Below are 22,729 nucleotides of genomic sequence, written 5' to 3'. Positions count from 1 at the left end.
TTATATTTCGTTTTCACCTTTGTACGTAAATTCAATCCGTTCAGTAGAAAAGTAACTGCTATTTAGGTACAACTTTTCTTTCTGCTTCGTCCAATGACTATTTTCTAACGTCATATGTACGACTTTATTCAAATTAGAACCTGGCTGAATTTGTTTGATTCCTTTTTTTGTGTACTGCAAGGTAAGCTCTTTTTCAGTTTGATCAGAAACTGTGTATAGATCGGACTTTTTTTCCAATGTATTGATTTCCTCTTTAGAAAAGCTCGCTTTCGCTATTTTAGCGAATAATTGTACTTGTTTCCCATCATATTTATTGACCCCTGCGGCTGTCCATTTTCCTGTAAACACAAGCGTAAACCCTTTTGTTTTTTGGTAATCCGCAATAGCTAATTCCCACATATTCCCTTGGCTCGTTAGCTGCATGGCTTGATCGGTCGATACCCAGTTGCCGCTGATTTTATTGGCGAATGGATAACATATATACCCTGCAATACCACCGCTTATTAGAAGCATAAGTAGTAATGTCAGAACAAGGTAGAAAGAAAAAGGCTTTTGCTTATCTTCGTTTATGGTTTCCTGAACTTGGGGAAGATCGTTTATCGGTTGTTCGTTGTTTTCGTTTGTCATGTTCTTTTCCTTTTTTTTGCTTTTTTTGACGCGCTCGTCTTGCTTGTTCTTTTCGTTTTTTCTTCTTTTTGGATAAAATGACCAATAGAATAATAAGAACAATAACAAGTAAAATGAAGATTCCCCCACCAATCAAGATATAGAACAAATAGTCCTTCTCAAGATCCACTGCTTGTTCATTCAGCTCGTTTGCTTCTTTTGCACTGATGACAAATTCTTGATCGAATTGCCATTCTTGTCCTGTATCTTCTGATTTTGCTTTAACTTTGGCAACATATGTACCTGCTGAAAAAGGTTGATTCTCCCAGCTAATCGGAACATTATAGTTAGTGTTTGGCGCTACTCGATAGCCTTTTACCTTTGTTTCATGCAAAGGCGCGTTGTCTCCTTTTTTACTGACAGCAGCATCATAGGAGACGTTATCGATAATCGTTGCTGTGGGATTTTGCAGATTTACTTTTACTGTATTGCGCCCTGCAACTTGGGAGGCAAAGACTTTTTTGAGTGCTAAATCGGATTTTGGCAGATCGTCTGATTCTCTTAATTGAATCGCTACTGAATACGCAAAATTATTAGAAATGTTGAAACCTTTTTTTGTTTCTTCGGTTTTCTTTTCTCCTGCATCGGCACTTGTCACACGAATTGCACCAAGAATCAGTCCTTCAAAAGGCTCACTTGGGATATCTAATGTTACTTTCGTAACGGTCGTGCCTTTTGCTGGAATGCTGACCGTTTGTTCTGAGGTCGCAATACTTGATAAAGGATATTTTAAAGAAGAATCTTTGTTGGTTTCATCTTCTGTATAGACAAATGAACCGCCATCTCCTGTATAGGCTGGGTTGATGTTGATATTGACTGTCGCGTCTTTGTCCCCTTGGTTATAGAGTTGAAAAGAGAGTTCCTGTTTTTCTCCCGGGTTCACTTTTAAATCATAATAGCCGGCATCTTTTGTCACTTGATTATCTGGTAAAATTGCTTTGACGGAAATGGGAATTTCTTCTCCATACGCTGGAGAAAATGGTAGTAGGATCAGCAAAGCTAAACATAAAAAGACTCGTCTGCTCCAGCTCATCGATTGTTTTAGTAGAGTCATACATTTTTCCTTTCTAACAAAATTGGCAAAAAGTTCCTAAAAATGGAACTTTCCACCAATAAAAACTGGGTTTTACGGTCCGACCGTTAACGTCCAATTTAATTTAGCTCCGTAAGCCTTGGCTTGTACACCATCGCTTTGTGGAACATTTAGTTTTACATCTGTATTTTTGTCTGTTAACGCTGGGGAATCAGCTTTTCCGTAGTTTGATTCGTCGTAATCTTTTTGGAAGACAACTGAACTGATGGTTCCGTTTGTGGTTGTTTGGTCAGTCTTTCCAGCTTTAGATGTTAGTACCGCAATACTGCCAGTTGTATCCACACCTTTTACAGGAACTTGAACAGCACCATCACTTGGGATCGTCAATCCTGTCACAACATCCGCCACATTTCCAGTTTGAACATTATTGGTCAAGGTTTGGTTGTATAAATTGACTCTGGATGCTTTCAAGGCATGTCCTCCAGTTTCTTTAAACAGCGCTTCTTGTTCCACTGTCACAGCCCATGCTGTTCCTTGCACACCAGAAACATCACCGACTTGTACAAAGTGAGGAATCGCGTATTTTGTCGTATCGCCTGTTTTTTGATAATGTTCATAAATAGCATCATAATTTTTTGTATCAACACTTGTTTCGTTACTACCAAAATCAAAATCTGGAACATGCATTAATTGAATATTTTCAACGGTTACTCGTTCGTTGTTTCCGTCTACGATATCGATTTTTTCATCTGTACCAGGTTTGATCGTATTGATGTCACCAGATTGAGGCACAAAGGACGCTTTTCCATCTGTTTTTACTGCTCCTGTTTCGGCAAAAGCGGGTGTTGCTAAGCTTAAAATTCCCGCTGCTGCTAAGCTTAATCCTAAAATTCTTTTTATAGTTGTTTTCATTTTTCCGCTCCTTATCTTTGTTGCTGATGAGATGTTTTTTTATTTAATGATTCGATTTTTACGGTTCTACAGTCAATGTCCAAGTTAAATTCGTTGAATAAGCTTTCGCTTGTGATTGATCACTGGCTGGCACATTTAATTTGACCCCTTCGTAGCGAGATGCTGTAGGTGTTTTAGTCGCATCGTAGTCTTCTTCAATATAACTATTTCTAAAAACAGAAGAAGTATACGAGTTCAATGTGAAGCCAGGTGTTTTGTTTTCCAACACCACTAATTCATCTTGTGTATCACTTTTAACTGGGATCGTTGAAAACGCGCCAAATTCATCCGTCTCATTTAGTGCAACACCTGCAACTTTGTCCACTAAATCTGCGGCTGCATAGGCGGTACTTGTTAATGTATTTCCATAAATTCGAATACGAGAATTGTCTAATTGTTTCGGTGTGCTATCGTTTGTTTTGAATACGTCATCTTGTTGAACACTCAATTTCCATTTTGTTTCACTATTCCCGGATAAATCTGCTACTTGAACAGAATGAGGCATATAAAATGTTTCAGTGCCTTGCCCTTTTGTTCTTTTTTCAGTTAGCGCTTCGTATTCAGTTGTTTTCAACTCTGTTTTATTTGTACCAAATGAAATGTCTGGTAAATGGGTGACATAAACATTATTTGCTTCTGGTAGTGGTTTGGGTTTCGTTGGATCTGTCGGATCTGGGTCTGGATCTACTGGATTAGGATCTTTTGGTCCTTCTTCTGGTTTCGATGGATCGGGACGATCCCCTGCAGTAAATTCTGTTTCAGCTTTTGTTTTGGCTGCTGCACTTGTTTCCTCTGCATAAACTCCTGTAGAGCCGTAACTTAATACCAATCCACTCAACAATAAACTTGCAACTAATTTCTTTTTCATTCTTGTTCCTTCTTTCGTGTGTTTTTATTTTTTAAGTAAAACCCTAGATAAATGAAAATCAACAGACAAATCCCGATAATAAGTAAGTACAGGCTTAACGCTTCCCCTGTATGAGGAAGTATTCCTTTTTTATTTCCAGAAAAAATAGTATCAATAATCGGTTTTTTCGGATGGTCACCTTGAATAAAAGTAATATCTGATTGCGTTTTTCCAGAGGCTTCTGCAGTTGTTCCATAAAATAGGACAAATAAGAGCAGTAAACAAATACTAGATTGAATTAGTTTTTTCATAATTGCCTCCCCTCTGCCTTAAATAACGATATTCTTTTCTACTAAGTACCGATTTTGTTTGTCGGAGGATTTGCCTTGTCTAATGACTCGTCAGATTCTATTGCTCACCTCCTCTCCATGTTTGCTTCATTCGGATAAAGTTAGCATGTAGCCTCTTGAGCGGATTGTTTTGAGCAACTCTTTTTTTCCATCACTGGCTTGGGCTATTTTTGCTCGAATTTTACAAACAATATTCGCTACTCTACTTTGCCCACTTTCACCCAATAACTCACTATCTTTACCAAAAATAGATTCCGCAAGCATTTCATAGGTGCAGACCTCTTCCTTGTTTTCATAAAGAAGAGCAACCAGATAATATTCTGATTTTGTCAGTGAAATGGTTACATTATTAACATTAAGGCTTAGCTTTAACGGATCTAATTGCAACATTGACTCTTCTTTCATTTTCATGTGTTGCGTCGGTTTCATTGTATTTAAGCTGTTGCTAATAGCCAAATCTATTTCTTCAAGGGAGTAATCTTCAAAAATCCCACAAACACCTAATTGTAAATAAATGTTTTTTTCCTCTACTTGTTTTTCAGTAGTGCTTATCCAGATCGGAATCGAACGACACATTTTACTTTTGATAACCCATTCACAAACCTCTACAACACTGAATGTCTGATTTTTACAAATGAGTAATGCATCTATATCTTGTAAGTCCTTCTCATCGACTACTTTTTTATTTTCTACTAAACATCCAGAGGCTTTATAGGAAATAAATGTTTCACTACTCTTTTTTTCTGTGTTTAGTATCCCAACCCTCATAACATTCCTCTCCTATTCAATAAAAAATCTCAAAAACAAATCACAATTATTTTTATTTTGCTTATTTAATATTCGTCTAGATACAAATAAAATACAATCACACGAAAGAAACTATTTTCCCGTTTTTTTGCAAATGTCCGCATTTTTTCCGAACTTACAAAAAAATAAAGAAATTCTTTTGATTATTTTATAGATGTTATTAGTGAAAAAGTGTACTATATTAGTTGATTTCTTTTTCTTATATAAAATATTTTTGATATTAAAAAGTTATCCAGAAAGAATAATCTATAAAAATAGACGATTTTTAATCAAAAATAAACTTCACAAACAGATTGATTCTTTCACTTTATAACTATATTTATTGAGGAGTATTACTATTGAACAACGCAAAAAAAATTTTCCTACCTTCGATGCTCTGTTTGAGTATTTATACTTTAGTAAATTTGCCCATCGAAGCGACAGCTATCAACCAAGATGACCCAACGACAATTGAACCCATACCTTCTTCTGAATCGGCTCCGTACAATTCTTCTCTACACTCATCCAGTCCAGATCTTCCTTTTACAAGAGTTGCATCAGAAATAGTATCCGTTCCTGACAAGGTTCTAAGAGAAACTATTTTAAAGAAATTAGGAAAATCAACAGATGATGTACTTACTAAGCAAGATATGGAGAGCCTGACTTCTTTAACGATAACGAATGATACGTCTATACAAATCAACAATTTGGTAGGTCTAGAATACGCGACAAACTTAGGGGCTATCTCTTTAGATAATAACAACGTGGCGGACTTTACCCCTTTAGAACAATTGACATCGCTCGTTTTCGTCAGTTTAAGTGGGAACTTTTTAACCTCTAGCACTTTTCCTGATCTAAGCAAAAGTACTGGAATTACTCATATCTCAGTAACTTCTAGCCAACTAGATAATGCGGTCTTATCAAAATTCACTACATTTATGAGCCTTGAACGTCTATATTTGGATAAAAACATGTTTATTACGACACTTGAACCTTTGAAAAATTTACCTAAATTACGTTCCATTTCTGTTCAATTTTGCGGTATTACAGATTTTACTGTAATCAATGATTTTCCAGCGTTGAATGACCTAGCAGCGTTTGGGCAAAATACCGGTCTAACAAGTCTTCCAGTAACGATGTCCCGGAGTATCTTAGACTATGATGCCACACAGCAAACAATGTTTATTCCATTTGCTGGAATGCCTAACCGACTCACAAATTTTGATGGTTATGTGCCGCCATTTACCACATCAACTTCTGCTAGTAACACTGTACTTGAATTCAATGATGCACAATTGCCGGCAGATCGCTTACAAATCACAGATCTCGGAATTACTGTCTCAGCTGTTACAGAAGAGGAATTTCATAGTCTCGCTAGTATTACATATAATGCTCGGATAAATAATCCTGTAGGAAGCTATGAGACCCCACCTCATTTTAGTTTCTATGCCATTTCTGCTGGAACGTACTTCCAACAATTTAACGTGATTGACGAACCTGAAGACGGAGCACCAGTGACCATTAAATACCAGGATGAAGCAGGTCAGCCCATTAGTGAATCTACTGTCTTAGAAGGAAAAATCGATGCCTCATTCACCGCTGTACCTAAAGACATCAATACTTGGGTATTGAAATCAACCACTGGGAATACAGAAGGCTCTTTCACACAAAATCCACAGGAAGTTATTTTTACCTATGAAAGAGCACTTGGTGAACCTGTAATGATCTACTACACAGATATAAATGGGAATACACTTGTTGAACCAGAAAAATTGCAGGGAAAGCTTGATACACCTTATACTTCTGTAAACAAACAAATAACAGGCTGGCAACTAATAGCACTTCCTAAAAATGCTAGTGGCTCGTTTACGAATCAAGCACAAGCAGTCCATTACTTGTATAAAAAGATAGAGAAACCATTGATTCCTTTGACCAATTCACATTCTACATTCCCCAGAGAATATTTTGGTTACGGAACTGACCCTATCATTAGCAGCATTACTCACATCGTTAAGAACCAAGTAGACGTTTCTGAGGCATTGAAAGAGGCTCTAGTGTTGCCAACATTGTTTCCGAATACGCTGCCAGCCACTGAAAAAATGATTGATTCCAAAGAAACGGTGAAACAACAATCTAAGGAAAAACAAACACATCATGATGGTAAAGGCTCTGTGACGATTAAGTTTGTTGATGAACAAGGCAATGAACTTGCTGCGCCGAGTACTATTACAGGGAAAATCGGAGAATCTTACAGAATCACAGCCAAAAAAGTAAAAAAAATAAACTAAGCACTGGCTTAGAAGCAACTTTTTTAACAGCTTTGCTTCTGACCAACAATGGGGAGAAAATCATGGAATACTTACAATTTTTAGATGAAGAAGATCGCGATAAGTTACACTTACTTATGAACTTACAACTTTACAACGATCAATATTTAACGCAAAAAAGATTACTGGAGCTCACAGGGTTATCGAAGTTTTTATTGGAAAAATATATAAAAGAGTTAAATGAAGAGTGTCCAGAAATAACGATTTCTGAAGAAATTTACGATGAATTGATTTATCAGCCGATCTCTAATGATATGATTCAAAAGATACAACATACTTTCGCTCAACGTTCATTGAAATTTCGTTTTTTTATTGAGGTGCTAGTAGAAGAGAAAACGATAAAAAAATTTCAAGAAGAACAACATATTGCAAAAACAACGCTTTACCAAATTCGCAGCAAAGTGTTAACTCAGCTAAAAAAAGAGCGGATCGTGATTCAAAAAAACAAACTGACTGGAAACGAGATGAAAGTACGTTCCATTATTTTTGACCTTGTTTCTTATTTCTATTTTGGAGAAGACTATCCATTTTCCAAGGATAGCAATCAAGAAGTACAACAGCTTTTACAGTTGTTGACTACGCATTTTGATTTAGACTTAACCTTTTTTCAGAAAAAAAAGTTAGCATTATTTATCCACATCGTCTACATTAGAATAAAAAAGCACCACGATGTAAAAGAAAACCTGTGTTCTATCAATAAAAAGACCAATCACTCACTTGCACAACAGATGACCTTGATTGAGCAAGCACTTCATCCAACAAAAGACTCGGTTCCTGAATCGTTCAATGAAAGTAACTACTTATTAGCCTTTCTATTTGTTTCTGAAATGTTTACACCTGAATTGACATTCAATCAAGAGTTGTTTACGCAAAACCAAGAGGCTACACAAGAACTAGTAGAGCGTATAGCTGCTCAATTTCAAATTACAGATTTACAAAAAACGCAGCTATATGATTCTTTTTTAAAAAAATTGTTAAGTCTATCTATTTTCAAACAAAGTTATACTACGTTTGTCGAAACGGCAGCGTATAGCTATTTTGCTGAGGTTTATTATCCCTTACATACATTGATCTTGCGGTTTATCCGAAAAACTCACTTTCTGATAGCTCTAGAACTGTCCAAAAACGATCAAGCAAAACTTTACTATGACATAATGTTTTCCGTATTATCTATTTTAGAACCTTCTCAATTAGGAACACCGATCAATATTTATATCGATTTTTCACATGGAATAGCCTATACAGAGTATATTTGTCAAAGCTTGCGGCGCTTTCGTGATTTAAATGTTAGTATTCAGAAGAAATTTAACAATGACACCCATATCTTTTTGTCTGATTACCATCTAAAAGAAACAAGTTGTCGGCAAATCATTTGGAAACAGCCGCCAACTCCGTCTGATTGGGCAAAATTTGCTGATTTAGTGATTGAATTAAGGGAGAACGAAAATGAAAAAAACAATATCTTTTAATCTGTGTGTATTAACAGTTTTTCTTGCTTTTTTACTAATCGCCCAGCCAACAACGATTATTTTTTATGCTAAGGAGGAAGAACGTCAATACTGGGAATTAGTGAGTCACTCTGCTTCACAAGAAGGAATATTTACAAACGAACCTCAAGAAGTTGTTTTTGTTTATCGGAAAAAGACAGCCTCGATTCCCTCGCGAATGCTCACAATAGAATATCCTACTGTAGTGGTTCCTCCTGGACAGAAACCGACCACACAATACGGAATATTATTAGGAAATCTTTCCGGGATCTTTCTTTTTGGTTCAACTCGATTGTAATCATTGAATGAGAAGCTGATCCAAAAAAAATAAGCATGAAGCAACCTTTGAACAGTTTGTCTTCATGCTTATTTGAAGTTTAATAGAGCCTCAAGGTTCTGGAATCGCAATTGTGATATAGCTTACTTCATACGTAACATTTATTTCAAGTTGATCTGCCGTTCCTTTATAGTTTTCAGGAATGTACTCTGGTCGTTCACTAAAATACAAGTAGTTGGAATAACTATAAATACCTGCGATCCATCCACCTTCAGATGTTACAATGACCTTTGGAAAAATGAAGCTATCCATTGTTTGTCCATCTGGTTTGGTGATCAAAAATCTGATTTCTTTTGGTAATATATACTCCGTTCCAGCTTTTACTGTTACTTGATCAGATGATACAACGCTACCTGAGCTATATGTTTTCCCATTATAGGAACTCGTATAATAATAATCATCAATATCACTTAGCTCTGGTCGTAAGTAATCAGCATAGTAGTTTAGAGAGTTCAACATAAGTGGTTCTTTCGTGCTTTTATTAATGTAATGAATGTTAATTTTCACTTCATCTGTATAATATAACTTGATAGTTGTTTCTTCCAGTGAAAATACCCCATCAAATTCACCTTCTGCGTGTTTAAATAAAAAGTTTGGAATTTCCTTTTTCTCAACATGGAAAGCCTGGCCGATTTCCCCACTTAAACTATCAGGTGGCATGATGGCAACACCATCTGTATTTAAATAATGAATCGTGACCTTTCCTTCTTTATCAGCCTCTTTTTCGTACTCATACGTGACTGTTTGCTCTTTTTCTTCAAACATACCAGTAACATTCACTGGTAATTTAGCCTCGTTTAAAGTATAGCCTGGGATTGCTAATACATATTTTTCTGTCGATGCATCATAGTTTTCACCAATTGTCCCCGTAATTATCTGCGATCCATGAAGTTCATTGTTATTTCCGTCAACATAACGGACAATGATTGTCGAGTCTCCTTTCGGCGGATTAGTTTGCCCTACTGGAAAATAACCTACATAGGTATACCCTTTGATCACAGTAGGCTCAATACTTTTTACTTCCCCTTTGGAAAGTGAAATAGTTTCTGTTGGAATCAATGATTCCCCCGCTGCTAAGACCGTCATTGAACGCGTTCCTATCGAAGCAGGAATCAAAATAACCAATAACAACTTGCTATACTTTTTTCGTTTATACAAAGTAAATAAACTAATCGCAATAACGCCACTTCCGTATAAGAGTAAATTAGCATGGTCAAGTTCTCCCGCTTTTGGTAACGCGGACTGGGTCGTTGACTTTAAAGCCTTTCCAGAGTTTCCCTGTCCAAATGAACCGCCTAAATCAGTATGTTCATCCGTTCCATCGCCTGCTGAATCCTTTTGATAAACAATCGTATACTGCTCATACTCTGAACTTATTGAAGGTTTTTCTTTGATAATAGCTTCTTTTTCCTGTGAACTAAGTGTATCAATATCATAAAAATTAAGTTGTGCTGCTTCACTTGATAATGGCAATAAAAATACCGCTGTTGCTAAAATTATCATGCTGACAATAGTCTTTTTCATAATTAAGCTCCTTTTTATAAAATGTACTCTCAAATAATAAAAGAAAAATTAGATAAATACATTTTATATCACGGTACTTATTAAAAAATTAATCAATAAAAAATGTTTTTTTACTATATATACATACTCGATTCCTACTCTTATTTACTTTACATGTATCTTCCTAATCAGATCCAGCCTTTTTCCTTCGCAATACTCACTGCTTCAATTCTATTTTTTGCCCCTAGTTTATTCAAAATCTCTGACATATAATTCCGTACCGTTCCGCTCGTCAAGAACAGCTTTCCCGCAATTTCCTTAGAGGACAAGCCTTCCCCTACTGCCAGCAACACTTCTTGTTCTCGTTCAGTCAAGGGATTTTCTTGTTGTGAAAATAGTCCCGTTACAAGTTCAGGGGAATAAAATTTTTTTCCTTTCATAACAGCGCGGATATTCCCAATCAGTTCATCCGTGGGTGTATCTTTTAACAGATAGCCCGATACATTCGCTTTTACGGCTCGTTCAAAATAACCTTCTCTAGCAAAAGTGGTTAAAATAATCACCTTTTGTTCCTGATTTTGCAATGCTTCTGCTATATCCAACCCCGTTTTCAATGGCATTTCAATATCAGTTAAACAGATATCTGGTTGATGCTTTTCGATCAACGCTAATGCTTCTACGCCATTTTTAGCAATACCTACCACTTCCAAATCATCTTCCAAGCCCAGAATCGTTGCTAAGGCAGATGACAGTAACCCTTGATCTTCTGCGATAATTAGTTTAATCATGGATCTTCTCCTCTTTTTTATCCACAGGAACTGTGAATAGAACCTTCATTCCATTTTTTTGCGTAAATTCGAGTTTTCCACAGACGCTTTCGATTCGTTCTTTTAACCCCGTCAGTCCATTCCCCTGAATCAAGTCTTTCATTCCTTTACCATCATCTTCAACTGTAAAGGTATAATTTACGCCACTCTTTTCAATGATGATCCTACAGTGACTAGCTCTACTATGACGAATTACATTCGTGACACATTCACGCAAACAATAACTCACGGTATTTTGAAGATCTGTGGCAATTTCTCCAGTTAATTCTTCACCCTCTGTGGCTAAGATGATTTTCGCATCCCTTAAGCTTTTTTCAATTGTTATCATTTCTTCAGCAATCAATACATGACGCATACTTGAAACGATTTCCCGTACTGTTTGCAAAGTACCTCTAGAGGTTTCAGCAACTTCTGCGATTTCTTTTTTAGCCAGCGCCTGATCTTTATCTACCAACTTCCCTGCTAACTCTGCTTTGATCGTCATGATCGATAATGATTGTCCCAATGTATCATGCAAATCTCTAGCGATTCGGTAACGTTCTTCTTGTTTGATCACGTATTCCATCCTCTGGGTAGATTGATATATTTGCTTACGTAACTCTGCTTGCTTACGAATTGAACGACCAGCAAAAGGTGCCGCACAGATAAAAAAGCCATAAACAAAAATCGTGATTTTTAAATCCTGTGTTACATATTCTGGCAATCGGCTTAAACTAAACGGCACAGGCGTCAGCATACATAATAACGCAATATAATAATACTTAAACACGTGCTTCTTCATTGGAATAAAACCAATCATCCACGCTGGATAGATAAACAAATAGATATAACCAAAATATATCGTATAAAACAGTGATATTCCATACATCAACGCCATCCAAAACGGAAACCATTTCCCATTAAATAAACAATTTCGATAGGTCACTACAAAAATTCCTAATGTAAACAGTGCTAACTGCTTATCAAAAGTATCGTACGGAAACATTGCAATAATCGGAATCAAAATAAAAATCAACCATATAAATGAAACAAAGCCATCCTCTTTCGGGTACACCCTAAACTTCCCAATCATCACTTTCCCCTAACGTTTTATTTCTTCTTTACGACCATTCAGATATATTGATAATACCATAATTCCTACAAAATAAATGAAGATGATCAACAGTCCTTTTCCATCTGGTAATTGTCCAGCTGCCAACTCTTTCGCTCCTTGTGCTGCATAAAAGGTCGGTAACCCTGTCGCAATTTTTTGAACGACTTCTGGAAACATGTCGATCGGCCACCACAATCCACTTATGATCGCAAGCGGCATTAAGATTATATTGTTCAACACACTAGCTGTATTTGGATCTTTCACCAGACTTACGATCGTTGCTAATGCGACGATCGGTAAACAACCATATAAAATCCATAATCCACTGGTAAGCCAGGTCATAAAATTCATTTGAACCCCATTTACAAAATGTCCTACTAGAAAAATAACGATTAATAACAAACTATTGATCAAAAATTGCGTTAAAATCTTACTCGTATAATAAATACATTCCGGCATAGGTGATAGGCGTAAAAACTGCTTCACACCTTGTTTACGGTCTTCAATCAACGTCATCGAAAAAGAAAATAATGAGCTGATCATCACACTATAGGTTGCCATTTGAATCATACTGTCTTTATAGAAAACAGCCATGTACTCTTGTGGAACTCCCATATTAAATACTTTGGTAAATAGAAGATAAAAACCAACTGGCATCCCTAAAGAAAAAAAGATAAATGGTTTGCTTCTCATTAAAGAGCGGTTTAAGTCTGTTTTAGTTTGCACAACGAATGGATTCATTTGTCTTCCTCCTCAACTAAAGTATTGAAGGCTGTTTCTAAGTTCCCTGGACTAATTAATAAATTCTTGAATTTAATTTCGGTTGTGAACAATTCTATAAGCGTTTCATCACTATTTGACGAATAGAGAGTTACGTTGTTTTCTACTTTTTCAATTGTTGATACATAAGGTAAATCAACTAGTTTTGCTTCATCAAGAATGTCTAGCAACTGAAAGCTCAATTTATTTTGCAGCATTTCAGACTGAATGCTTTCCAATGTGCCATCATGAACGATTTCACCTTGTTTCATCAGTAAAATTCGAGTAGCAACTTTTTCAATTTCCTCTAGGTAATGTGTGGTTAAGATAATTGTTTTGCCTTGCTCTTTTAACATATTGATTTTTTTCCAGAAAATTTTGCGGCTCGTTACATCCATTCCTGTTGTCGGTTCATCTAAAAAAAGCAACTCTGGATTGCCGATAATTGATAAACCAAACGTTAGCCGACGTTTTTGTCCGCCAGATAATTTAGTTGTATATGTATTTCGATGTTCGGTTAGTCCAGTTATATCTAACAAGTCGTCTAAAGAAAGTGGCTTGGGATAAAAACTACGGAAAAGTGTCAGCAATTCTTTGACTTTGACATTTTCTAACGTTGTGCTTTCTTGCTGCATCACACCTACTTTAACCTTATTTTTTTTATTCAATGGATTTGTACCAAAAAGGCTTATTTCTCCATTTGTCGGGCGAATCAATCCTGTTAAGCAATTGATCAAGGTAGTTTTTCCGGCACCATTTGGACCAACTAAGGCAATGATTTCACCTTTGTTTACGGTAAATGAAACGTTGTTTAAAATTGTTGCTTTATTCATCATTTTTGTGAGTTTAGTGACTGTAATCATTTTTTTCTCCCCTTTACTTATGCCCTCATTTTATCTGATTATGGGAGCTCTCGTTAGAGGTTCTTGTCATCACTCTATATGACATTTGTCATGCAACCCAGTTTTATCAGCAAATAAAGCGAGACGATGAACTAACTCAAAGAGTTGTGTCACAGTCTCGCTTTATTTTAATCATTACTCAATCGAAATCAATCCATATATTTCTTTAACAAGATGCTTCTCGTCATAGGAAATAGTTAGAATACGACTAGCCCTCTGTTGTTTTTTTGCTGTCTCACTATCATTATAGATTTCGAGCAACTGGTTAGGTCCTTCATTTTTTTCATGGGCCATCTTCTTCTCAGATTGTTTCATTACTTGATCCAAGTCAGGCAATTCCATTGCTTCGCCTACTCTTTTTACTAGTGACCTGATTGAATCTCCCTGAAGCGCATTGCCTGCTGCTATATTTTGAATCAGTATCGATTGTTTGGTTAAATAAACTTGTTTTCTTTGTTGATTCACTTGAAACTGAGCTTCTGCTAATCCAACGGAATTGGGCGATTTATCCTCTTTTCCTGTCATACCCCCTCGAATCGTCAAAATTTCTGCATCACTCTTTATTGAGTATTGTACTTGATTCTCGATTCTCAATAATTTTTGTGTTAGTGCTAATGACTGTTCAAAAAAAGACGGTATTACTAACTCAAACTTTTCTTCCATCAACTTTTCTGCTTCTGTCTTAGATAGTTCCGGGTAATCCAATGAACTAAATAAATTGGTACGGGGCTTTGACCATTTTGCTACATCCTTATTCTGCTTAGAAGTATTTTTTTCGATTCCGTTAGTACACCCTACAAGAAGTAAAATGCAACAAAACATCAAAATCCTTACTTTTTTCATCTGTCTTACACCGCCATTTCTTCGGACTTTATTCGTAAAATGGATCTTTGCCACGACGAATTAGATAGTGTTGATACACACCGAAAACGATCACGCAAAGGATAAATAAAAATGTACCTGCTAATACGCCTTGTGGCAGATAGATGAATTCCACTTGATGTTTTCCTGCTGGCACCGTAATACTAAGCAGGCCGTCATTGATTGTACGGATCGGTACTATTTTTCCATCTAGTTTCGCTTGCCAACCTTTATCAGCTGGAATTGTTGTGAATAGAATACGCTCTTTTTCCGTAGTAACCTCAGCCGTTGCCTTTCGTCCATTCACTTGAAAATCCACGCCTTTTTCTTGGGCTTTTTGTACCGCTTCTTTAAATTTGACTGTATTCAATACCCTCACAGTTGGTTCAAACAATTCTAGCTGATCCGTATAATAAAATGTTGTTTCCACCGTGATTTCTTTGGCCTTTTCGTAGTCACCTAAGGAGTAAAATTGGCCGGTCTTCGTTAATTGCGTATTTGTTTCCTGTTTAGCTGTTGTCACATGTACTTTTGTACGATCTTGACCTGTAAAATCAGCTGGAAATAAATCTAGATATAGCTGAGAATGAGGATTGGCATTGACTTTCCACTTGATTTTCATTGGCTTATTTTTATCCTTCGCTTTTAAAATCAACGTGTTACGATCATATTTAATCCCTTCGCTTAATACCGTATTTTCAGTTTCGACCAGTTCTGGAAAGGCTGTAGCATAGAGCGCTTCTTTAACACCTGAAAGTGCCAACAATAGACTAGCAGGATCATTGGCCGTATCTTCATCATAAATCCCTTCATCCGTTACCATCCCCATTGGCAATGCATACTGGTTTTTATACAATTGATAGTCACCACTTGTAGCTATCTTTTCAAAACCTGCTTTAGATAGGTCCTTGTTTGATAGGTTATATTTGACTCCCATCAGTGCATCCATCAAAATAGTATTATTTTGATATCGGATAGATAAATTGGTATCATATGAGCGAAAACCTAATGTGTTCATATAAAAAGAAGAATGCCTATTTCTGATTGATGAAAACATTCCGATGCCACTGTACCCATAGCGAAAACTTTCATTAGGAGAACTGGCTGTGATATTTTCCATGCGATAAAAGGAATTATTTTCATCTTTGGTTTGTTTTACTAACTTTTGAATATCTTTATACTCTTTGTCATAACCTGAACGCTGTGCATAGCCCCAATCAGCATCGATCCCTTTCACCAATAATTGCGCATTCAGGCCCAATTCTAAGAAATATATCCCCGCAAATAGGCAAATAAACACCCTTTTTTTCCCTTTCCCCTTATAAACAAAAAAGAAGAAAAGCAAATATGCTGCTAGAAAAATCAAGGTTAAAATAAATGAAGTATGGGTCAAATACTCGTAATCATGACTTTTCGCTGTAACGACACGGACAACCACAAAGAGTACCATCAAACCAATAAAAATATTGACTAACTGCTCAAAATCCGTTTTTTTATACACCGACCAGCCATATCCAGCCAGTAGCAAAATTGTAAAAGAAAATAAGAAACTAAACCTAAAAAGAAACATATTTGGTGCGTGTAATCCATGCCAGAATAAATTCAACGGTTCTACATAAAAGCTGACGATCAATACGATCAATAATATCCCGTAACAAATTTTATCTCGTCCTATAATCTTTTTACTCATGAAGAAAAACACGCAAAAAACGAGCGGCAGTAATCCAACATATATAAACGGAATCGAACCATAGCGCGTTGTGTCATAAACCCCGACCATATTTTTTATGATCAAATCCCACGGTCCCGTAACGGCTGTCTTCCAACCTTTTATTGCAGTCAATGCCTCTCCATTTGTTTGTAAATCGATCAACGTTGGCAAAAGTAAAATCATTGAAGATCCTCCTGCTAACAGTGAAGTAAACAAATAACTTGGCAGACGTTTTATGTAACGCCTCTGATTCGTAAATAATCGCACGATAAAATAAAGAAAGGAGTACACACCGATCATAAAACCAATATAAAAATTAGAAATAAACAGCAGAAAATAACTGATAAATAAAAGCCCTGGACTGCGTTTATCCATGATAAGATTTATGCCTAAAATCACAAAAGGAAAATATATCAACCCATCTAGCCACATGATCATTTCCGAATTAGCGATCGTAAATCCCATCAAAGCATAGCTGAGACTCAGTAAAAGATCGCCCCACTTAGGTAAGTAAAATGTCTTTGTAGAAAAATACCAAAAGGCTAGACCCATCAAACCAACCTTGATCAAGGTTACATAATAGATGAAATCAGGTATTTGCTGATTATCAAAGAAATAAACAAGCGGTGTAAAAATACCACCTAAATAATAACTGATTAGTGACAAATAATTTAACCCCAATGAACCTGACCATGTATAAAAAATACTCTGATCACTTTTCATCATATTGTTGAAACTAGCAAAAAAGTTGGCATACTGGCCAAATCCATCACTAGCTAAAATACTCATTTTACTTCCTGGATAAATACCAATGGACAGATAAACACCGACTAATATCAGTACAGGCAATATAAAACTTGCTGCGGCATATCGAACTCTTCCTGAAAAAAATAGTGCTTGTTGTTTTTTCATAAAATTCCTTTCTATTGCTATTCGACTTTTAGTGCAGTCTTCCTAAACGATTCAATGGATAATAACGATACATCGCCACACCTTCAATTTGCTTTGCTGAAACGAATCCAAATGAGCGACTGTCATTGGAATGATTACGGTTATCCCCTAGCACAAAGTAATGCTCTTTAGGGATTTGATTCATTCCTTTTATTTTTGAGGCAACTGCTTTATTCACCGTAATCTTGATCGTGCCATCTGGAAGTTGGCTAGACTTGCTATTTTTCGGCTCAAAAATAAAACTAGACGACTCCTGATTTAAAAATAAACTCGTTCCCTCTAGCCAAATAGAATCGCCTGGCAAACCGATTACACGTTTTACATACGATTCTTTCTTCTTTTTTAATGGATCTAGCGTTATGATCGAATATCGTTTTGGTTCTGCACCTTTATTTACAAAAATTCGATCTCCGTTTTCTAAAGTTGGAAACATCGAGGAACCTTCCACCTTATGTGTCTTCACTTTGAATAGAAATAATAAGCATAGACAGACACAAAGGAAAAACACGCTGTTTGATACTAAATTTAATAATTGTTTACGCTTTTGTTTACGCTTCTTTTGTGCTCGTTTATTTTTATGTTTTATTTTCTTTTCCATCTGTTTATCCTTTGATTTTTAGTAGCTTTTCAGCTTATGTAAAGGCCAAATCCTCATTTCAACCGTTCCGATGATTTCCTTTTCATCCACTAATCCATAGTAGCGTGAGTCTGACGAATAAGGACGATTATCACCCAATACTAAGTATTTGCCTTTTGGTATTCGGTCAAATTTGTTATTAGGAATTTGTGGCAACCGAAAATCATCTGTCCATAATGCTTCATTTTGTTCTGCTCGTTTTAGTTGGCTTTGTAAAAAACGCTCAATTGATTCTTGTTGATTGATAAAAAGATGATCATTTTTGTACTGAATATTTTCTCCTGGTAAACCAATCACACGACGAATTGATTTTTCTCCACTATCGGGGACTTTAAAATAAATCAAATTAAATCGTCTAACGGTGCCAAACCGATTCACAAAGACTCGCTCACCATCGTTGACTGTTGGCGCCATGCCATAGCCTTCACTTTTTGGCAAAGCAAAAATAGTTGTCGATAGGATAATAAAAAGAAAGAGCACGATAAGAATAGTCAATCCTATTTCTTTCCAAAGTTCTCTTGTCGATTTTAGTTGTTTTCTTCGTTTCCTTAGCTTCTTTTTCTTTTTAAAAGAGGTGTTGCTTATTCTTTTTCTATTTTCTCGTGTCGTGTACCTTTGTATTTTCGAACATTTTTTCTTCGTGAGGTTCTGATTGTTTCCCTTTTGTTTTTCAGTCATTATTTTCATCTGCTTATTTCTTTTGTTTCAATGCATTTTCATTGATTTTAAAATAGGTAATGATCTTCGATTGGATTTTTTGTGCTTTTTGCAAATCGTTGATATATGTTTCACGTGTTTGAGTATTTTCCACCATTTCCACACTTTGATTATTCAAATTTAGTCCTAATTCTTTGACTTGATTATAATAGCGAGTCAATAATCGTTGGCCTTCTGCTGTTAATCGGCCATCGGCACCACGCATTCCAAAACTTGATAGTTTCGCTGCTAATTCACGTAAATTATTCTCTGCCTTCTCTGGATTACTACTTTCATTCAAAATATTGATTTGATTCTTCGTTTCATTGAGTAAATAGTATCCTTGGACAATTCCCTCTGAATCTCGTTCTCCTAAATTTGTCGCTTGGTAGTAACGTGCATAAAATGCTGTCCCACTCATAATGCAAGCTAACATGATAAACACCACTAGATTCCAACCTTGTTTCTTACGCTTTGCTTCAGTTTTTTTCAACACTCGTTTGATTTTCTTTCGTTTTCGTGCGTTTTTTGTCCTAATTCTCGCTAGCTGCCGAACTTGATTTCGAGTACTGAAAAGGAAAATAACGCTTAGTAAAGAAAATAGTGCAAAGAGGATAGCACTTGATAATGTTCCAATAAATACCCAATCCAGTAATGACATACTTCTATCCTCCTAATATAAAAGCTGAAAGAGCTCTGTCAGCCTTGACAGGAAAATAGAAAATAGAGGCGTGACGCTTTTTGTCACAGACATATTTTATCTTTTTCCCGAAAGGCTAGCTCTTGATGCTAGATATTGTATGGTAACAACGTCTTACTACGCTCCATCTTATTCTTTTCAACATCAGCGTTTTTTACGTCCAACCACTTTTCTTTTCTTCTTATTTTTCTTTTTATTTATGACGCGAACACTAACAAATATGATCAAAATAACTACAAGAACACTTAAAATAATCATTACGATCAATTGCCAATTAATTCGATTTTCCTGAAGCAAACTAACATCTTCTTGGTTAAATTTATCAGCTTCTTCATTTGTAATAGTAAAGTTTTCTTCCCACTCCCATTTTTCACCCGTTTTAGCTGTCACCAAAATATGTGCACGATAGTTTCCCGGCACCATTTTTTCGCCATTCATCGATACAGGAAAATTGATTTTGGAGTTAGGGGCCATCCGCATTTTTGTTTGCTTTGTTTCATACAGAACTTCATCAGACTTTTCGCCCATTACTTGAACATCCACTGCCATCTCATCCAGATAAGCCGGTTGGGTATTTGAAAAATCAACAATAATTGTATTCCGATAGTTCTTTAGATCTGCATAAACTTTATTCAATTCCAAATCTGGTTTGATTTTTTTATCCGTTTCCGTAAGTAACATTCCCACTAGATAAGCATATTTATTTTTGATCATGCCTGCTTGTTTCTCAGATTCTTGGTCTCTTTGGATCATATAAATACCACCAGAAATAACACCGTCAAATGTGGTTTCAGGCATCGTAATTTCTAGAGGGTAATCAACGGTCTGCTTTGGCGGAATTACTACAGATTCTTTTCCTTTTACGATTTCAGCGAAGTCATATTTTAAAGAGGGATCTTTCTCTAAACTTGATGGCCCATTCTCTAACACACCATTACTATTGGTTTTAGTAGCATTCAAACTAACATCAACTGTAATTTCCTTATCCGAATTGTTGCTCATTTGGATAACGGCTGTTTGTTTTTGCCCTGGCTTCATTCTTAAATCAAAATAGCTCACTTCTTTATGTTGATTCTCCGGATAGATTACTTTATAAGTAAACCCACCAGCCGCAGCCTGTTCACTTTTTTCATCTGCCGATACACAATTAGGGATGGCAAAAAGTGGCAACGCTATGTATATAATGCTTATTAACCAAATACTTACTTTTTTCTTCATTCTCTTGCCTTCTTTCAAAGAGAACAGGACTCATCACAAAAATAAAACTGATGAGTCTGTCCCAAACCTACTTATATTTTATGATTCTTAGATTATTCGCCTTCTTCTGGAACCTCAGGAGCGCGTGTATCTGCAATTGTCCAAGTGATTGTTGATGTATATTCACTTGCTGTTGATAATTTATTGTTTGCTGCTGGAATCCAGAGTTTGATTGACTTATCTGCATTTCCGTCAGCTATTTTACCGAAGACTAAATCAAAACGACCAAATCCTTTATCATCTGCATCTTGGTTTACAAATTCAGAAGGTGTTGTTCCGTCAGTCGCTAATACTTTTGTTGTCGGAGCTGCTGCTGAATTGATTTGCCCAGCATCACCTGTTGTTGTTAGACGGATGTTGTCGTATGTTATTGTAGCAGCTTTCAATTCTTTCCCAGCTGTATTGGTGAAGGTTGTTGCTTTTGCAGTTAATGTGTATTTATTTGGTTTATCATCTGCACGTTCGTCTTTGAATGTAACAAAGTTTGGCATCTCAACTTCATTTGATTCATTGCCTTTTTCAGTTGTTTTAAAGATTTTTGCATAATACTCCCAACCACCTGCAGTTGCTGAAGTGATTTCATTTGTTCCAAAATCAAGTGGTGAAATAGCAATCACTTTCAATGGACCATTGTCTGTATTTCCAGTTGGTTCTGTAATTTCAGGACCATCCGTTTCTGGTGGTGTGACCGTATCTGTTCCTGTACCTTCTTGGGTGAATTTTACTTTACCGGTTGAAGAGTGAACTTTTTCATTTCCTCCGTCCGCTTTTGTTGCTGATGGTAAAGCAAGTCCGATTCCGACCGCTGTTAATAACGCTGCTCCGCATAATTTGTGTGCTAATTTCATTTTTGTTTCCTCCCAAAATGTTTTTTATTTATGGCAACTCAGATAATATCCAAGTTAACATCGTTTGATAGTGGACTGGGTCCTTTTTTGTTTTACCTGGTATGAATAAAGAGACTGCACTGTTTTGATAGATTGGCTGATTATTAAAATCCGAATCTAAAAATGGCTGGCCTGATTGGTCGATCCTAGGGCTTAATGTGTCTTTTTTCCCCTGGCCATTATCGATGGAAGCACCGAAGATGATCGACCATGTCCCCTCGCCTGTCCCTGGTTTTGCTTGTGCTAAATCATATGTCTCTCCAATATTATTGATATGGATCACTTCTTTTGAGACATTTGGCGCGTATGATGGACTATTGATTGAATTCGTCCATGATTGATCAAATGAAATCACAGAACCTTTCAATTCTTTATTTTTTGTAGACGCATTGATCAATTGGGTTTCTTGGCGAACTTGTAAACTCCAGCCGCTGCCTTTTTCCCGATAGTCAGAGAGTTGGACAAAATTTCCTCTTGCACCTGTACCGTCTAAAAACAGTTGTGCATTTGCATGATATACTTGATCTTTTTCTGAAATTACATTGTTCCAAAAATTTAACTGAGGAACAAAATCGAATCTCAACGCACCATCTGTCGAAGGACTAGGACCTGGATCGACACCTTTATTTGGATGTTCTGGATCGACAATACCTTTAGGATACTCTCCACTAAATTTGACTTTCCCGCTGTCTGAATGACTAAGTGACTCAGCATTCACACTTATCGGCTGAATGAAGGAAAGGATCATGATCGTAACGGTTGCTTGAAGAATTACGCTATTGGTTTTCAACATGAACGATTCACTCCCCCTTTGTCTTTTCCTTTTGATTATTCTTTTTCCGTTTCCATAAAATGAATAAGGCAACAAAAAGAATAAGAACAACTCCGCTAAGTGCTACACTTTTTTTCACCAGTTCACCTGTAGAAGGATATCTGCCTATCGGTTTCTTTGAAATATCTGACTGAGTAGTTGCGGCTGTAGTCTCTGTTGAACTGCTACTTTGTGTACTTTCCTCATAAAAACCAACACCTGCATTTGTCTGAACTTGTCCTATTTCTTCAGCATCAACAGTCAAAAAACTACTTAACCCAAAACTGAAGCAGATTACAGAGGTCAATAGGAAATAAATTAGGTTGTTTCTCTTCATTGATTTTTCCTCC

At 36.3% G+C, this 22,729-nt stretch carries 23 protein-coding genes; 3 read left to right on the top strand and 20 right to left on the bottom strand.

From position 1 onward, the window contains the following. The 6 genes from I583_RS16800 to I583_RS15060 form a co-directional block, all read right to left on the bottom strand. Positions 1 to 627 carry a hypothetical protein gene (locus tag I583_RS16800; protein WP_143139993.1) on the bottom strand — a complete coding sequence of 209 codons (627 nt, stop codon included), beginning with the start codon at positions 625 to 627 and terminating at the stop codon, positions 1 to 3. After that, positions 557 to 1,720, bottom strand: a complete 1,164-nt coding sequence (locus I583_RS15080) for a WxLIP family cell surface protein (protein WP_010762276.1) — start codon at positions 1,718 to 1,720, stop codon at positions 557 to 559. The genes I583_RS16800 and I583_RS15080 overlap by 71 nt, the downstream gene beginning before the upstream one ends. A gap of 72 nt (positions 1,721 to 1,792) precedes the next feature. Then, positions 1,793 to 2,611 carry a WxL domain-containing protein gene (locus I583_RS15075; RefSeq protein ID WP_010762275.1) on the bottom strand — a complete coding sequence of 273 codons (819 nt, stop codon included), beginning with the start codon at positions 2,609 to 2,611 and terminating at the stop codon, positions 1,793 to 1,795. A gap of 58 nt (positions 2,612 to 2,669) precedes the next feature. Further along, on the bottom strand, positions 2,670 to 3,518 hold the full coding sequence (locus tag I583_RS15070) for a WxL domain-containing protein (protein ID WP_010762274.1): 849 nt from the start codon (positions 3,516 to 3,518) through the stop codon (positions 2,670 to 2,672). Beyond that, positions 3,515 to 3,808 carry an EF2685/EF0750 family sortase-dependent surface protein gene (locus I583_RS15065; RefSeq protein WP_010762273.1) on the bottom strand — a complete coding sequence of 98 codons (294 nt, stop codon included), beginning with the start codon at positions 3,806 to 3,808 and terminating at the stop codon, positions 3,515 to 3,517. Before I583_RS15065 ends, I583_RS15070 begins: the two co-directional genes overlap by 4 nt. A 126-nt stretch (positions 3,809 to 3,934) precedes the next feature. After that, a complete protein-coding gene (locus I583_RS15060) occupies positions 3,935 to 4,615 on the bottom strand; it encodes a winged helix-turn-helix domain-containing protein (RefSeq protein ID WP_010762272.1) in 681 nt (226 codons plus the stop codon). Positions 4,616 to 4,992: 377 nt separating this feature from the next. Here I583_RS15060 and I583_RS16355 point away from each other — a divergent pair, with 377 nt between their 5' ends. The 3 genes from I583_RS16355 to I583_RS15045 all read left to right on the top strand — a co-directional run bounded on the left by I583_RS16355 (position 4,993) and on the right by I583_RS15045 (position 8,745). Continuing rightward, positions 4,993 to 6,921, top strand: coding sequence for a MucBP domain-containing protein (locus I583_RS16355; RefSeq protein ID WP_010762271.1), 1,929 nt, complete (start codon positions 4,993 to 4,995; stop codon positions 6,919 to 6,921). Between the two features lie 62 nt (positions 6,922 to 6,983). Continuing rightward, entirely contained in the window at positions 6,984 to 8,429 is a 1,446-nt protein-coding gene (locus tag I583_RS15050) for a helix-turn-helix domain-containing protein (RefSeq protein ID WP_010762270.1), read from the top strand. After that, entirely contained in the window at positions 8,407 to 8,745 is a 339-nt protein-coding gene (locus I583_RS15045; protein ID WP_010762269.1) for a MucBP domain-containing protein, read from the top strand. The genes I583_RS15050 and I583_RS15045 overlap by 23 nt, the downstream gene beginning before the upstream one ends. A 90-nt stretch (positions 8,746 to 8,835) precedes the next feature. On the opposite strand, the gene I583_RS15040 is transcribed toward I583_RS15045, so the two are convergent. The 14 genes from I583_RS15040 to I583_RS14975 form a co-directional block, all read right to left on the bottom strand. Next, positions 8,836 to 10,308, bottom strand: a complete 1,473-nt coding sequence (locus I583_RS15040) for a MucBP domain-containing protein (protein ID WP_010762268.1) — start codon at positions 10,306 to 10,308, stop codon at positions 8,836 to 8,838. A gap of 167 nt (positions 10,309 to 10,475) precedes the next feature. Next, entirely contained in the window at positions 10,476 to 11,075 is a 600-nt protein-coding gene (locus tag I583_RS15035; protein WP_010762267.1) for a response regulator transcription factor, read from the bottom strand. Further along, positions 11,068 to 12,168, bottom strand: coding sequence for a sensor histidine kinase (locus I583_RS15030; protein ID WP_244264890.1), 1,101 nt, complete (start codon positions 12,166 to 12,168; stop codon positions 11,068 to 11,070). Before I583_RS15030 ends, I583_RS15035 begins: the two co-directional genes overlap by 8 nt. Positions 12,169 to 12,195: 27 nt before the next feature. Next, positions 12,196 to 12,948, bottom strand: coding sequence for an ABC transporter permease (locus tag I583_RS15025; RefSeq protein WP_010762265.1), 753 nt, complete (start codon positions 12,946 to 12,948; stop codon positions 12,196 to 12,198). Further along, complete coding sequence (locus I583_RS15020) at positions 12,945 to 13,829, bottom strand: ABC transporter ATP-binding protein (RefSeq protein ID WP_010762264.1); 885 nt, start codon at positions 13,827 to 13,829, stop codon at positions 12,945 to 12,947. The genes I583_RS15025 and I583_RS15020 overlap by 4 nt, the downstream gene beginning before the upstream one ends. A gap of 174 nt (positions 13,830 to 14,003) precedes the next feature. Then, positions 14,004 to 14,711, bottom strand: a complete 708-nt coding sequence (locus I583_RS15015) for a hypothetical protein (protein ID WP_034683632.1) — start codon at positions 14,709 to 14,711, stop codon at positions 14,004 to 14,006. Between the two features lie 28 nt (positions 14,712 to 14,739). Beyond that, positions 14,740 to 17,352: a YfhO family protein gene (locus I583_RS15010; protein WP_010762262.1), complete on the bottom strand. Its 2,613-nt coding sequence runs from the start codon at positions 17,350 to 17,352 to the stop codon at positions 14,740 to 14,742. Positions 17,353 to 17,380: 28 nt separating this feature from the next. Continuing rightward, positions 17,381 to 17,989 carry a signal peptidase I gene (gene lepB, locus I583_RS15005; protein WP_010762261.1) on the bottom strand — a complete coding sequence of 203 codons (609 nt, stop codon included), beginning with the start codon at positions 17,987 to 17,989 and terminating at the stop codon, positions 17,381 to 17,383. 18 nt (positions 17,990 to 18,007) lie between these two features. Beyond that, positions 18,008 to 18,523: a signal peptidase I gene (gene lepB, locus I583_RS16600; protein ID WP_244264889.1), complete on the bottom strand. Its 516-nt coding sequence runs from the start codon at positions 18,521 to 18,523 to the stop codon at positions 18,008 to 18,010. 196 nt (positions 18,524 to 18,719) lie between these two features. Beyond that, positions 18,720 to 19,385, bottom strand: a complete 666-nt coding sequence (locus I583_RS14995; protein WP_010762259.1) for a hypothetical protein — start codon at positions 19,383 to 19,385, stop codon at positions 18,720 to 18,722. 183 nt (positions 19,386 to 19,568) lie between these two features. Then, complete coding sequence (locus I583_RS14990; protein ID WP_010762258.1) at positions 19,569 to 20,642, bottom strand: WxLIP family cell surface protein; 1,074 nt, start codon at positions 20,640 to 20,642, stop codon at positions 19,569 to 19,571. Between the two features lie 92 nt (positions 20,643 to 20,734). Then, complete coding sequence (locus I583_RS14985) at positions 20,735 to 21,529, bottom strand: WxL domain-containing protein (RefSeq protein WP_010762257.1); 795 nt, start codon at positions 21,527 to 21,529, stop codon at positions 20,735 to 20,737. Between the two features lie 28 nt (positions 21,530 to 21,557). After that, positions 21,558 to 22,361, bottom strand: a complete 804-nt coding sequence (locus tag I583_RS14980) for a WxL domain-containing protein (protein WP_010762256.1) — start codon at positions 22,359 to 22,361, stop codon at positions 21,558 to 21,560. A gap of 7 nt (positions 22,362 to 22,368) precedes the next feature. Continuing rightward, the gene (locus I583_RS14975) at positions 22,369 to 22,716 is read right to left on the bottom strand and encodes an EF2685/EF0750 family sortase-dependent surface protein (RefSeq protein ID WP_010762255.1); all 348 of its coding nucleotides are present in this window, start codon (positions 22,714 to 22,716) and stop codon (positions 22,369 to 22,371) included. Between the last annotated feature and the right edge of the window lie 13 nt (positions 22,717 to 22,729).

This window comes from Enterococcus haemoperoxidus ATCC BAA-382 (assembly GCF_000407165.1).
In the GTDB taxonomy this organism is placed as follows: domain Bacteria; phylum Bacillota; class Bacilli; order Lactobacillales; family Enterococcaceae; genus Enterococcus_L; species Enterococcus_L haemoperoxidus.
The sequence above is the reverse complement of the archived record's forward strand: the minus strand, read 5'-3'. Positions and strand labels throughout refer to the sequence as shown.

Excerpts from the sequence above, each read along its gene's own strand:
- I583_RS16800 (WP_143139993.1), bottom strand. The coding sequence starts at position 627 with ATGACAAACGAAAACAACGAACAACCGATAAACGATCTTCCCCAAGTT.
- I583_RS15080 (WP_010762276.1), bottom strand. The coding sequence starts at position 1,720 with ATGACTCTACTAAAACAATCGATGAGCTGGAGCAGACGAGTCTTTTTA.
- I583_RS15075 (WP_010762275.1), bottom strand. The coding sequence starts at position 2,611 with ATGAAAACAACTATAAAAAGAATTTTAGGATTAAGCTTAGCAGCAGCG.
- I583_RS15070 (WP_010762274.1), bottom strand. The coding sequence starts at position 3,518 with ATGAAAAAGAAATTAGTTGCAAGTTTATTGTTGAGTGGATTGGTATTA.
- I583_RS15065 (WP_010762273.1), bottom strand. The coding sequence starts at position 3,808 with ATGAAAAAACTAATTCAATCTAGTATTTGTTTACTGCTCTTATTTGTC.
- I583_RS15060 (WP_010762272.1), bottom strand. The coding sequence starts at position 4,615 with ATGAGGGTTGGGATACTAAACACAGAAAAAAAGAGTAGTGAAACATTT.
- I583_RS15050 (WP_010762270.1), top strand. The coding sequence starts at position 6,984 with ATGGAATACTTACAATTTTTAGATGAAGAAGATCGCGATAAGTTACAC.
- I583_RS15045 (WP_010762269.1), top strand. The coding sequence starts at position 8,407 with ATGAAAAAAACAATATCTTTTAATCTGTGTGTATTAACAGTTTTTCTT.
- I583_RS15040 (WP_010762268.1), bottom strand. The coding sequence starts at position 10,308 with ATGAAAAAGACTATTGTCAGCATGATAATTTTAGCAACAGCGGTATTT.
- I583_RS15035 (WP_010762267.1), bottom strand. The coding sequence starts at position 11,075 with ATGATTAAACTAATTATCGCAGAAGATCAAGGGTTACTGTCATCTGCC.
- I583_RS15025 (WP_010762265.1), bottom strand. The coding sequence starts at position 12,948 with ATGAATCCATTCGTTGTGCAAACTAAAACAGACTTAAACCGCTCTTTA.
- I583_RS15020 (WP_010762264.1), bottom strand. The coding sequence starts at position 13,829 with ATGATTACAGTCACTAAACTCACAAAAATGATGAATAAAGCAACAATT.
- I583_RS15015 (WP_034683632.1), bottom strand. The coding sequence starts at position 14,711 with ATGAAAAAAGTAAGGATTTTGATGTTTTGTTGCATTTTACTTCTTGTA.
- I583_RS15010 (WP_010762262.1), bottom strand. The coding sequence starts at position 17,352 with ATGAAAAAACAACAAGCACTATTTTTTTCAGGAAGAGTTCGATATGCC.
- lepB (WP_010762261.1), bottom strand. The coding sequence starts at position 17,989 with ATGGAAAAGAAAATAAAACATAAAAATAAACGAGCACAAAAGAAGCGT.
- I583_RS14995 (WP_010762259.1), bottom strand. The coding sequence starts at position 19,385 with ATGTCATTACTGGATTGGGTATTTATTGGAACATTATCAAGTGCTATC.
- I583_RS14990 (WP_010762258.1), bottom strand. The coding sequence starts at position 20,642 with ATGAAGAAAAAAGTAAGTATTTGGTTAATAAGCATTATATACATAGCG.
- I583_RS14985 (WP_010762257.1), bottom strand. The coding sequence starts at position 21,529 with ATGAAATTAGCACACAAATTATGCGGAGCAGCGTTATTAACAGCGGTC.
- I583_RS14980 (WP_010762256.1), bottom strand. The coding sequence starts at position 22,361 with ATGTTGAAAACCAATAGCGTAATTCTTCAAGCAACCGTTACGATCATG.
- I583_RS14975 (WP_010762255.1), bottom strand. The coding sequence starts at position 22,716 with ATGAAGAGAAACAACCTAATTTATTTCCTATTGACCTCTGTAATCTGC.